The 12261-nt window shown below is 65.8% G+C and carries 9 protein-coding genes and 1 other annotated feature; all 9 genes read right to left on the bottom strand.

The features are described 5' to 3' along the window. Positions 1–292 precede the first annotated feature (292 nt). The 9 genes from V9G04_14085 to V9G04_14045 all read right to left on the bottom strand — a co-directional run bounded on the left by V9G04_14085 (position 293) and on the right by V9G04_14045 (position 12259). Complete coding sequence (locus tag V9G04_14085; GenBank protein MEI2714383.1) at positions 293–574, bottom strand: hypothetical protein; 282 nt, start codon at positions 572–574, stop codon at positions 293–295. Then, the gene (locus V9G04_14080) at positions 571–2643 is read right to left on the bottom strand and encodes a phage/plasmid primase, P4 family (protein MEI2714382.1); all 2073 of its coding nucleotides are present in this window, start codon (positions 2641–2643) and stop codon (positions 571–573) included. Before V9G04_14080 ends, V9G04_14085 begins: the two co-directional genes overlap by 4 nt. A gap of 452 nt (positions 2644–3095) precedes the next feature. Beyond that, positions 3096–4091 carry a recombinase family protein gene (locus tag V9G04_14075; GenBank protein ID MEI2714381.1) on the bottom strand — a complete coding sequence of 332 codons (996 nt, stop codon included), beginning with the start codon at positions 4089–4091 and terminating at the stop codon, positions 3096–3098. Between the two features lie 97 nt (positions 4092–4188). Continuing rightward, a protein-coding gene (locus tag V9G04_14070) for an IS3 family transposase (protein ID MEI2714380.1) occupies positions 4189–5429 on the bottom strand; the annotation gives its coding sequence in 2 pieces (ribosomal slippage) (positions 4189–5147 and positions 5147–5429; 1242 coding nt in all). Continuing rightward, positions 5020–5148 (bottom strand) — a sequence feature (AL1L pseudoknot). It overlaps the preceding gene by 129 nt. A 275-nt stretch (positions 5430–5704) precedes the next feature. Further along, positions 5705–6277: a LemA family protein gene (locus V9G04_14065; GenBank protein ID MEI2714379.1), complete on the bottom strand. Its 573-nt coding sequence runs from the start codon at positions 6275–6277 to the stop codon at positions 5705–5707. A gap of 85 nt (positions 6278–6362) precedes the next feature. Continuing rightward, on the bottom strand, positions 6363–8144 hold the full coding sequence (locus V9G04_14060; protein MEI2714378.1) for a DUF2207 domain-containing protein: 1782 nt from the start codon (positions 8142–8144) through the stop codon (positions 6363–6365). A gap of 40 nt (positions 8145–8184) precedes the next feature. Beyond that, positions 8185–8934: an SRPBCC domain-containing protein gene (locus tag V9G04_14055; GenBank protein ID MEI2714377.1), complete on the bottom strand. Its 750-nt coding sequence runs from the start codon at positions 8932–8934 to the stop codon at positions 8185–8187. Continuing rightward, positions 8934–9791, bottom strand: coding sequence for a xanthine dehydrogenase family protein subunit M (locus tag V9G04_14050; GenBank protein MEI2714376.1), 858 nt, complete (start codon positions 9789–9791; stop codon positions 8934–8936). Before V9G04_14050 ends, V9G04_14055 begins: the two co-directional genes overlap by 1 nt. Next, positions 9788–12259 (bottom strand): xanthine dehydrogenase family protein molybdopterin-binding subunit, encoded by a 2472-nt coding sequence (locus V9G04_14045; GenBank protein ID MEI2714375.1) that lies wholly within the window; start codon positions 12257–12259, stop codon positions 9788–9790. The genes V9G04_14050 and V9G04_14045 overlap by 4 nt, the downstream gene beginning before the upstream one ends. Positions 12260–12261 lie beyond the last annotated feature (2 nt).

Raw genomic sequence — 12261 nt, 5'->3', positions numbered from 1 at the left:
ACCCAGTGCAGTTCACTCCGACGGATGTGCTCGTGGACGATGGTGATGCAGCCATAGACGTTCACCAACGCTTCCCGCACTTCCTCGTAACGATTGCGCGAGAACTGCACATCACCGTCCGACGTGTAGCCAGTCGGACGCACCGACCCGACGCGGTACCCGTCCGGGGTGGAGTACCAGGGACGATGGAGCGCGGTGTTGAGAGTCCGCTTCCGCTTCGCCTTGCGCCGATCTTCCTTCTCTCCTTCTGCCTCCGGCCAGTACTGCGCCGGGAGCCACAGGACGGCACCCATCACGACCACCCCTCGCCGAGTCGCACTGGACGTTTCAACCCGATGCCGGTGATCGCCCTCATGCCGCCCTCGGTCCCGATGCGAGCGTTCTTGTCGAACGGGATACCTCGCCCGCCCTCGCAGCGACGGCGCATCTCTTCCACGAGCCCTCTCGGCTTCAACCGCTGCTTGTGGTCGATCTGGTTCTCGGCGCACCAGATCGCGTACGCCTGCTGCAGATCGGCGCGAGTGATGTACTCGCCCGCGCCGAACTCGATCCACTCGTCCACGAAGTCCTTCATCGGATCGGACTCGACTCGGAAATCACCCGAATCAGCACCGAACTCGGGTCCCGCAGCTTGTCGCGCATGTACTCGTGCGCGCCTTCCACGAGCCAGTTGAGGATGCCCGGCCCCTCGGACTCGATCAGTCGCGAGGCGAGCAACTCGTTCTTGATCCCGTTCGCGATCTGCTCCGACAGAGGCAGGGCCTTGTCTGACCCCTGGGCCTCACGGATCTTGTTCTTGAAGTCGAGCACCCGCATCCGCCGCCACATGCCGTCGCTCGTGTCGTCCACGACAGGCAGGTGGTTGGACATGAACCACAAGGTGTGGGTGGTGTTGAACTCGAAGGAGTTCTTGTAGAGCCACCGCCCCCGCTGCTTCGTCTCATCCGTGTACGCCTTGATCGCCGCCGCGTTGAGGGCGACCTCCTGGTTGGACTCCGACGACACCACGAGCCGCCGACCGAACAGCAGCGCCGAGAACTTCTCGTCTGGACCCGACCGCCTGCCGGTGATCGCATCCACCGGGAACGCCCGCAACGCGTAGTCGCCCATGACCCCGGCGACTGTGTCGAGGAACACGGTCTTACCGTTGCCGCCCTCGCCCGTCATCACGACGAAGACGCCCGACCCCTTGTCACCGATGAGCGTCATCCCGGCCAACCGCTTGAGGTAGCCGATCATCTCGGCGTCTCCCTTGGTCATCCACCACAGGAACCGCTCCCAGTTGGGTGCAGTCGCTGATGGGTCGTACTCGATGTGAGTCCGCTGGGTGATGTAGTCGTACGGCGAGATGGTGCGCACGATCCCGGTCTTCAGGTCGATCACGCTCGATCCGGCAGCGACCAGACACGGGTCGTCGTTGAGCGACGTGCCCTCGATCTGGAGTCCGTAATCCGACTTGCCGAGTTCGGTCATGGAGGTAAGCGACCCGCGCCGCTCCGCCGACTTGCAGTGACGCATCCACTGTTGACCAGCGGTGGCGTCGGTGATGAGCGAGCTCATTCCCATCATGTCCTTGACGGTCTCGCCCGCGAGTGCGGCGACCTCCTCGTCTGAGACCTCGCGCCAGATGAAGCCGTCCCACTTGAGCCAGCCCCGCCACAGCACCCAGATCAACCGACCGCCGACGTATCGAGCAAACCGCTTCGAGTTGCCCAGGTCGGTGTTGTTGATCCCATCGGGTCCGGTGGGATTCTGAAGACCAACGTCACCATCGGAGTAGTCCTGCCGCCACGCGGACTCGACACACTTCTTGACCTCGCCCTGTGGGAACGGCGGATCGCAGTTGGCCGCAGCGTTGAGGGCAAGCAGCATGACCGCCGACTTGGAACTGTCGCCCAACTGACGCCGCCACCTACACGCCGCACGGAACAGAACCTCGTCACGCTGGCCCTCGGCAACACCCTTGAGAATGTCGTCCGTTGACGGCAGTGGGAAACCGTTGCCGTCCACCACTACGCGGGCGAGAACGTCGATCACGTCCTCCGGCGTGGACGCGATCGCGTGGCCCCAGTTCTCCCACATGTAGGAGCCGCCACTGATGTGGTTGCTTCCCGGCATCACCACATATCCACCTGCCGCCTTCACATCGACGCCCGGCATCCAGTTGGTGCGGTTCGGCACGGTCTCGCCTGCGGGGTACTGGAAATACAAGTGACGACCAGCGCCACCCGTGATCACACTCAGCGTTGGCGGCAACGCGCCGTCGCGCCGCATGGTCTCGTACTCCTCGAATGAATCGAACCCGTTCTTGCGTGGGTCGATGTCGATGACCAGCAACGCCGAGTCCGGACCGCACGCGACACCCCAGTTGCAGTCGGGGTATTGCTCCATCCAAGACCGAACCTTGGAGACGCTGTCCGTTGCGTCCTTGACGCCGTTGGTGCTGCGCGGGTGCTTTCCAGGACCAGGGCAGTCCTTTCCTCGACTGCACGCGCAGTGTCCCCGGTGGATCTCGTAGACCGGGAAGATGTGCCAACCTCGGCTCACATAGTCGAGCGGCGACAACTCGATACGGTTGTCGCTATCGGCCCCCTCCGCGCACTTGGCGTCCGCGGTTGGGGTCGTTCCCATGTTGTCACTCATCGCGCCGCCGCCTTCCGCAGAAGGTCAGCGCAGCGCTGAACTTGAACCGGGTCAGTGACCCTTGGGGACTCGCCGCGCTCCTTGCGCTGGCGTCGGCCGGACTTCTTTCCCGCATCGCGGAGCGCGGCCTTCGTTGAAGTGTCCAAGAGAGGACTCCATTCGTAACGAATGGACCTCGCCTGACGTTGCTCCGGCTCAACCCTGACTTCGGCCTGTGGCCTACTTTGCGAGTCCGTCTGTGCAACGCGCCTGCACCTTGGAAGGTGGGTCCCCGAGACGCTTGGTTCTCGGATCCGTTGTCACTGGGTTAGGTCTCGTCCCAGGTCAAACCACTTGGCGTCCGCTTCGATGACTGAGCCAGTTTCGACCCCGTCATTCTCAGCGGGATCAATCTACAACACCGGAGAGGACGCCTCCGCGAAACTGGCTCAACTCACACCGCGAAGCCGTCATCACTCGAAACCGACGCGCTTGTCGAGCACTCGCGCCTTACGCGCCGTCTCCTTGGCGGTGTCCGCGAACGGTCGCATCGACTCACCCTTGGGATGGGGACCGATCACGACTCGTGGCGTCAGCATCTCCAGCAAGAGGCGGCGTTCGGCGGCGGTCAACTTCTCCCAGCCAGCGGATGGGTCCGGCAGGTCCGCGAGTCCTGCTTGCGCTTGGAGTTCGTCGCGCTCCTGCTCTGCGCTCTTGATCTTGGCGTCGATCGACTTCTTCGCGCTGAGGTACTGATCGCGGTCGATGATCTTGTGAACGCGCATGTCGTCGTACGCCTCCTTCAGATCCTCCTTGAAGCCCGTGATCCGATCAGCCAGAGCAACTAGCTGGTCGTGTCGGTTGTCGTCCGCCAGCGCCGCCCTCTGCGCCCGAGGGGATGTCCAGAGGTCGACCACATGGCCGACCACGAACTCCTCCAGCGACTCGGCGTCGATCCGCACTCGACCTGGACACTCCGGGTTGAGGTCGCGGCGGCCCATGTAGGTCCTACTCCGTCGACCGGGAATCTCGACGGCAGCGACCAAACGACCTCCGCACCCACCGCAGTACACGAGTCCGGCCAGCAGGTGTTTACGCTTCCCGCTACCCGGCGTCGCGTTCTTGCGCCCAGGGTGATGCAGAAACTTCACCAGTCGCTCGTGCGTCTCTCGGTCGAGAACCGCCGGCCACTCAGCGTCGAAGACCTCCCCCTTCCAATGCACGAGCGCGGCCAGGTGTGGGGACTCGAGAAGTTGGGAGACCGCTCCCCCGGTCCACCGGCCACCTTTCACCTTCATCACGCCTGCGTCGTTCCATTCGTCCGCGATCGACCTCAGCGACTCGCCGCGCAGGACACGCACGGCAGCGTCGCGGATCAACTCGGCCTCCGACTCGCGCAAGACGACCTCGACCACGCGACGACCGGAGTACCGCTTTTTCCCGTCCTCACCAATCTCGAACGCAGGCAAGTCGGGACGGTCGTACACGTAGTCGTACCCGAACCATCGCGGCCCGCCGCCAACCCTCTGAACCGCCCCGGCGAGTCCGGAGGCTGGGTTTGGTGGCTCAGCCGGTTGGCGTGAGCTCGTTTCTTGCAGCGTAGTGCAGTTCCTCGGCCGCCATGGGCGTGAGGTCGGAGAGCGCCTCGTGAGGGCGCTCGTTGTTGAAGAAGTCGACCCAGTTCAGGGTCTCTAGTTCGACGTGTTCGACGCCGCGCCAGGGACCTTCAGGACGTATGAGTTCGGCTTTGTAGAGCCCGATCTGGGACTCGGCGAGGGCGTTGTCATAGGCATCGCCAACAGACCCGACTGAGGGGTCGACCCCCTCGTCGACGAGGCGCTGGGTGAAGGCAAAGCTGACGTATTGAGACCCTGCATCGGTGTGATGGATGAGGCCGGAAAGGTCGGTGACACCGGCCTGCTGGCGGGTCCAGATCGCATGCTCAAGGGTGTCGAGCACCAGGTCGGTCGTCATCCGCGTGGCGGCCCGCCAGCCCACGATCCGACGGCTGAAGACGTCGAAGATGAAGGCGACGTAGACAGTGCCTGACCAGGTCGCGACATATGTGAAGTCGGCGACCCATAGCTGGTTGGGCCTGCTCGCCCAGAACTGCCGATCGACCAGGTCCAGTGGTCGCTCGGCGGCCGGGTCGCCGATGGTGGTCCGGAACTTCTTCAGACGTAGCGCCCCGACCCAGCGTTGTTCACGGTAGAGCCGCTCGACGGTGCATCGAGCGACGTCATGGCCCCGTCCGCGCAGGTGCAGCCACATCTTGCGTGCACCAAACCGCGCGACCAGCTTCTGCCGGTTGCGCTCGGCGACCATGATCTCGACCAGCTCCGCGTCGCGGATCTGCTGCTTGGAAGGCCGGCGTGAGCGAGCCTCGTAGTAGGTGGACGGAGCGATCTTGATCCCGTGCTCACTGAGCACGCGGCAGATCGGCTCGACCCCGAACTCCACCTTGTGGTCCTCGATGTAGTCGATCAGAACCTGTTGGGGCGGTCGAGCTCCGCCGCGAAGAAAGCCGAAGCGCTCTTCAAGATCTCGTTCGCCCGCCGCAGTTCGGCGACCTCTTTCTTCAACGCCTTGATCTCAGCGATCTCCTCGCTGGACTTGCCGACGCGGACACCGCCGTCGATCTCGGCCTGCCGCAGCCACTTACGCAGCGATTCAGTAGAGGTGATGCCCAGCTTCGCCGCGACCGACCTGATCACGGCGGACTCGTGCGGATAGTCCCGCCTGGACTCCATCACCATCCGCACTGCGCGCTCACGCAGCTCGGTCGGGTACCTCGAGGGACGTGCCATGAGAGTGATCCTTCCAACGAATCAGCTCTCCGGACATGCCGGGGCGGTTCAGAGACGTGGTTTCGAGACGCTCGCTCCGCTCGCTCCTCAACCACCGGCAACGAACCCCTCCCCCGGCGAGCTCCTCAACCACCGGTAACGAACCCCTCCCCCGGTGAGCTCCTCAACCACCGGCAACGAACCCCTCCCCCGGCGAGCTCCTCAACCACCGGTAACGAACCCCTCCCCCGGTGAGCTCCTCAACCATCGGCAACGCAAGCCCCCCGGATGGGGGATCAGAACTGCACGGTGGGGGCCTGCTCGTGGCCCGAGGGCGCGTCGTAGAACTCGCGAGCCGAGACGCCGGCGATGCCGGTGAGGAACATCCACGGGATGGTGCGTACGAGGGTGTTGAGTCTGGTGACGGCGTCGTTGTAGTACTGCCGGGCGAACGAGAGTTGGTTCTCCGTCTCTGCCAACTGCTTCTGCAGCTCGAGGAAGTTGGTGCTGGCCTTGAGTTCGGGGTAGTTCTCCGCGACCGCGTTCACGCGTACGAGGGCCTGCTGAAGTTGCGCGTCGGCGGCGGCCTTCGCGGGGACGTTGTCACCCTCGGCGGCCTGGGCGACCGCGGCGCGGGCACGCGTCACCTCTTCGAAGACCTCCTTCTCGTGGGTGGCGTACCCCTTGACGGTGTTGACCAGATTCGGGATCAGCTCGGCGCGCCGGGTGAGCTGGACGTCGATGCCACCGAGCGCCTCCTGGGCGCCGATGTCGGCCGTACGCAGCTTGTTGAAGCCGGCGATCACGAAGCCGATGAGGCCCACGATCAGCACGCCGATAACAAGGATGGAAATGACGGCGAGGGTCATCTCGCGCACCTCTCTGTTGGGTCGGTCGGCCGGGACGGTCGACCACTAGGGATATACAGGTCTGCTCTATGCAGCGCCGCCGGGCTCACCACGACCCGCCTCCGCCACCGCCGCCACCACCGCCGCCGGAGAACCCGCCACCGCCGCCGCCGGAGAAGCCACCGCCTCCGCCGCCGGACGACTTCGGTGCGATGGAGGCTTCGTACGCCGAGATCGACGAGTCGACGGTGCGTTCGAAGGATCGGGTCAGCGAGTCGATCGAGGAGGTCGGATCCGAGTACCCCTGGCTGGTCACATAACCGTGGGCGAAGTGCGCCGGTGCGGGCGGCTCGACGCCCATCTCGGTGCGGAACTTGTCGGCCCACACATCGGCACAGCCAAAGGCAACCGCCCACGGCAGATAGGCCGTGTAGAGCTCTTCGCGACCGGAGAACTCGAACCGATCGATACTCGAAGGAGTGGAAAGCACCCGATAGAAGCCGCCGACTTTAGACCACAGGTCGCGCCCTGATGGCGTACGCCGGGTGCTCGAACCTGGCCGGAGTGTCGGCAGCGCCGCGATCGCGAACCAACCTGGGATCACTGCTGCCAGGCTCATGGCGACCGGGTTCCACACGATCAGGGCCCCCGCAAGCAGCAGCCCACCGATGACGAGCAGCCCACCCGCCGCACCAGCGCCTGCCATCTCCAGGATCTTGTTGCGCGCACCCCAGGACTGCACGGCCCCAGTGAAGCCCCGCATCTCCGAACGCAGTTGCTGACCCGCCGTGATGTCGCTCGGCTCGGCGACGAACGAGCCACCCTGCCCTGGCAGCAGCCTCGCCACTCGCGCGGTGATCGGGTCCAGGCCGTTCCAGCGGTCCGCGCCACCGACGTCGGTGATGGTCCAGGTCTTCGCGTCGCGCTGAACCTCCACCGCGCCCTTCTCGGCTGCGTACATCAACGACGCGACGAAGGCGGACCTGTCCGAGCGTTCGTTCAGGACGTACGCCGCCTGCGCGGGCCCGACCCCCTCGGGTGGCGCGTACATCAGCGGGAAGGGCGGATCATCTTCGCGAGACGCGCGAGCCAGCAGCATGCCAATACCCCCGGCGAGCAGACCGAGCAGCAGGACGACTCCCAGCCCTATCTTCGAGGTGCCCAGCACTGGATCCCACCGTCCCGACCACCACAAGGAATGCCCCGACTCGGGAGTGGGTACGTCGAGGCCGACCTTCAAGGTCACCGGAGTGCGTGGCTCGAGCTGCCCGGTCTGCACGGTGATGGTGTTGCCGTTGGCCTTGGCCGTGCAGCCCGACGTCTCACCCTGGCCGACCGCGCAGCGTACGTCCTCCGGCGGAGCCGGCAGATTGACGGTCAGCACGGATTTCTCGATGCCTTGCGCCCAACCGCCCGGGATCAGGTTCCAATAGAACTGCGATCGAGTGCCGTCCGTGCCCTTCTCGATGACCCCGTCGATGCGGTAGCGGATGTCGTACGTCGAGACGCCGCTGGGCAGCGTGTAGTAGGCGTTGCCGATCTTCGCCACCCGATACCGGCCCTTGCCCTCGGTCAGCATCTCGAAGTTCTCGGGCGAGCCGTCGCGGGTGACCTCGATGTTCTCGGGGATCCGACGAGCACCCGGCGCGCTCGGATCGTGGGTGTCCCAGAAGCGGAAGATGCCGCGGCGGCTCTCGTACTCCGGGATGTCGACGGGGATGGTCTCGTGAGCGCGCAGCGTGCCGTCGGCGTCCAGATCGAAGGTCGCCCGGTAGGTCATGATGCGCGTCGGCTCGTACGACTCGGTGCCCGAGCCCGAGGAGCCGTACGCGAGCACGGGCACGCAGACGGCGGCCAGGAGCAGCACCGCCGCGATCAGCCTCTTCACGGCCCGGAGCCTAGCCAGCAGCGGTAAAGCCGAAACCCGGTCAGCGTCGCAGGAGTCGGCGCAGCACGAGTAGGACGACCAGCCCTCCGAGCGCCTGCTTCCAATAGCTCTTCACCAGCACCGGCAGCACCGTCGCACCAAGATCGAGCGCCTCGTCCTGTCGCGGGGGCGGCGGAGGGAGCGTACGAGGCTCGCGATGCGGAACCGGTGGGGGTGTCACGGAGTCAGTGGGCACGTCGGCGGCGTGCTTGGGAGGCAGCGCGGCGGTGGCCTCCTGTTGCGCTTGCGGTGCTTCGACGGGTTCGCCCCCTGGTGGCTCGTCTGAATCGCCTGCGGCGGCCTCGGCAGCCGAGAGCCGCGACTCCAGGCATGCTACGAACTGGCCGAGCAGTTTGTCGGAGACGTCTTGCATCACGCCACGACCGAACTGCGCGGGCTTGCCGGTGATCGCGAGGTCGGTCAGCACCTCGACCGCGGTCGACGTCGCGCTCGCGCGCACCATCGACAACGTCACCTTCGCGCCAGCGGTCCCGTTGCCGCGCTTGTCCTTGCCCTTGGCGTCGACGACGAAGCGGTGGTTGTCGTCGTCCTTCTCGACGAAGGTGCCCGACCCGTTGTACTGCAACGCGATCGGGCCGAGTTTGACCTTGACCGATCCGTTGAAGGTGTCGTTCTCGACCGCAGTGACCTGCGCGCCGGGGAAGCACTGGGCGACTTCGGCGATGTCGTTGAAGTGTGCCCAGGCCTCCTCGACGTCGACGGGGACCGTGAACGTGTGGGTGAGATCCATCAGGCTTGTCCAGCAGCCTTCAGCACAGCCCGGCGCGCCAGCACGGTCGCGAGGTGCTGGCGATAGTCGCTGTCCCCGTTGAGGTCGCTCGGCGGGTTGGTGCCGTCTGCGGCCTGGTCGCACGCAGCGCGTACGCCGTCCTCGGTTGCTGCCGCACCAGCCAGCGCCGCCTCGGTGGCAGTGGCCCGCAAAGGCGTGGAGCCCATGTTGGTCAGGCCAATCTTGGCTTCGCTGATCGTGTCCCCGTCTGCCTTGACGGTCGCCGCGACCGCCACGATCGGCCACTGGTGCACCACGCGTACGAACTTCTCGTAGTGCGCGCCCCAGCCGGTGTGCTTGGGGATCCGCACCTGCGTGAGGATCTCGTCGTCACCGATCGCGGTCTCGAAGAGATCGACGAAGAAGTCCGCGGCGTCGACGGTGCGGCTGCCACTCGGACCGGCGATCACGAACTGCGCCCCGAGAGCCAGGGCCGGAGCTCCAAGGTCACCGGCAGGGTCGGCATGCGCCAGTGCCCCACCGAAGGTGCCGCGGTGACGAATCTGCGCGTCGGCGACCTCGCGAGCCGCCTTCTGCAGCAGCAGTGCGTGCTGCTCGACCAGCGGGTCGTGGGCCACCTCGTGGTGGGTGGTGAGCGCGCCGATCACGAGCGCGTCACCGTCCTCGCGGATGCCCTTGAGCGAGTCGATGCGACCCAGGTCGATCACCATCTCAGGAGCGTTGAGCCGCATCCGCAGGACGGGAAGCAGGCTCTGGCCGCCGGCGATGATCTTGGCGTCGTCGCCATGCTCGGACAGTGCCGCCAACGCGTCCTCGACCGAGGTGGGCGCCATGTAGTCGAACTGCACGGGGATCATGCCTGGACTCCTTCCCCGCTGGTGCCGGGATCCTGATTGGGTGCGCCTTCGTCGAAGTGCGGCATCGCCGACTCTTCTGTCTCTGCCGCGCCGTCGCCGGCATGGATCGCCTTCCAGACCCGCTCGGGCGTGCACGGCATCTGGATGTCGTTGACGCCGAACTGGCGTACGGCATCGACGACCGCGTTGACCACTGCGGGGGTCGACGCGATCGTGCCGGCTTCACCGACGCCCTTGGTGCCGAGCGTGTTGGTGGTGCAGATGCTCGGCTGGTCGGTGTGGACGACGTCGAATGAGATCGTGTCGGCCGCGGTCGGCAGCAGGTAGTCGACGAACGACCCGGACACCAGCGTGCCCGACTCGTCGTACACCGCCTCCTCCCACAGCGCCTGCGCGATGCCCTGCACGAGGCCGCCGTGCACCTGTCCGGCCACGATCAGCGGGTTGATGATCGTGCCGATGTCGTCGCAGCAGGTGTATTTGCGCATCTTGACCGCGCCGGTCTCGGTGTCGACCTCGACCGCGCACAGGTGGGTGCCGTGCGGATAGTTGAAGTTGACGGGGTCGTAGGTCGCCTCGGCGTCGATGCCAGGCTCCATGTCCTCGGGGTAGTTGTGACTGGCGAACGTCGCGGTCGCCAACTCCTGGATCCCGACGCCCGCGTCGGTGCCCTTCACCCCGAACCTGCCGCCGCTGAAGTCCAGGTCGTCGACGCTGGCCTCCAGCAGGTGGGCGGCGAGCGGCTTGGCCTTCTCGATCACCTTGTCGACCGCCTTGACCAGCGCCTCGCCACCCACGACCAGTGAGCGGGAGCCGTACGTGTCCAGGCCCTTGTGGCTGACCTGGGTGTCGCCGTGCAGGATCTCGACGTCCTCGAAAGGTACGCCGAGCCGGTCGGCCACGATCTGGCTGAACGCCGTCTCATGACCCTGGCCGTGCGCACTGGTGCCGGTGACGACCTCGACCTTGCCGGTGGGCAGCATGCGTACGCTCGCGTGCTCCCAGCCGCCTGCGCCGTAGTCGAGGCTGCCCAACACGCGACTCGGCGCCAGGCCGCACATCTCGGTGAAGGTCGAGACCCCGATGCCGAGTTGGACCTTGTCTCCGTTAGCTCGTCTTTCGGCCTGCTCGGCGCGCAACTCGTCGTACCCGAACACCTGCTTGGCCGCGGCTGTCGCCGCCTCATAGTTGCCGGAGTCGTACTCCAATCCCGCAACCGTCGTGAACGGGAACTCCTCGTGCTTGATCCAGTTCTTCTCGCGGATCTCGAGCGGGTCCACGCCCAACTCGACGGCCAACTCGTCCATCATCCGCTCGATGGCGTACGTCGCCTCGGGCCGCCCGGCACCACGGTAGGCGTCGGTCCAGGTTTTGTTAGTCAGCACCGTCTGGCAGTTGAACTGATAGGCCGGGAACTTGTAGATCGCGTTGAACATGAACGCGCCGAGCACCGGCACGCCGCCGCCCACGAGCGAGACGTACGCCCCCAGATCCGCGAGGAGTTCGACTTTGAGGCCGGTGACCGTGCCGTCTTTCTCGGCGCTCAGCGTGAGTTTTTGCCACTGGTCGCGGCCATGGTGACCGCTGAGCAGCGACTCGCTGCGGGTCTCGGTATACTTGATCGGCTTGCCGAGCTTGCGCGCGACCGCGAAGACGATCATCTCCTCCGGCGTCTGCTGGAGTTTGCCGCCGAAGCCGCCGCCGACATCTGGGGCGATGACGCGGATCTTGGACTCGGGTACGCCGGTGGTCGCGGCGAGCGCGAAGCGGAGGATGTGCGGGATCTGGGTGGCTGACCAGAGCGTGATCTGCTCACCGGTCGGGTCGCAGACCGTGCTGCGCGGCTCCATGAAGGCCGGGATCAGCCGCTGCTGGCGATATTCGCGCTCGATGACGATTCCGTCTGCGCGTGCCTTTTCGATCGCCTCGTCGACATTGCCGCCGGTGCCGGCTTCGGCGGAGTCGAACTTCCAGAAGGCGCTGTTGTTGCTGCCCAGATCTGGGTGCGCGAGGACCGTGTCTGCGTGCGCGTCCTTGAGGTCGAGCGCGGCCGGGAGTTCCTCGTAGTCGACGTCGACCAGCTCGGCCGCGTCGCGGGCTTCGGCGGCGGTGCGGGCGACCACCACGGCGACGATCTCGCCGGCGAAGGCCACCCGGTCGGTCGGGATCGGCAGGTGGTTGGGCGTCTTCTGGTCGGGCGTGATCGGCCACGCGTTGATGCACACGCCCTGCAGGTCAGCGAGGTCCGCACCGGTGAAGACCGCGACGACGTTGGTGGCCTGCTCGGCCTCGGTCTTGTCGATGTTGGTGATCGTGGCGTGCGCGAAGGGGCTGCGGACCATCGCCAGGTGCAGCAGTCCGGTGGGTTGCAGGTTGTCGGTCCAGCGCGTACGCCCGGTGATCAGCCGCTGGTCTTCCTTGCGGCGGCGGTCGCGACCGATCTCTTTTTCGTTTGCGGTGGCGGTCATCT

Origin of the sequence: Nocardioides sp., from assembly GCA_037045645.1 — a bacterium.
Classification (GTDB): domain Bacteria; phylum Actinomycetota; class Actinomycetes; order Propionibacteriales; family Nocardioidaceae; genus Nocardioides.
This window is presented reverse-complemented; position numbering and strand designations above follow the sequence as displayed.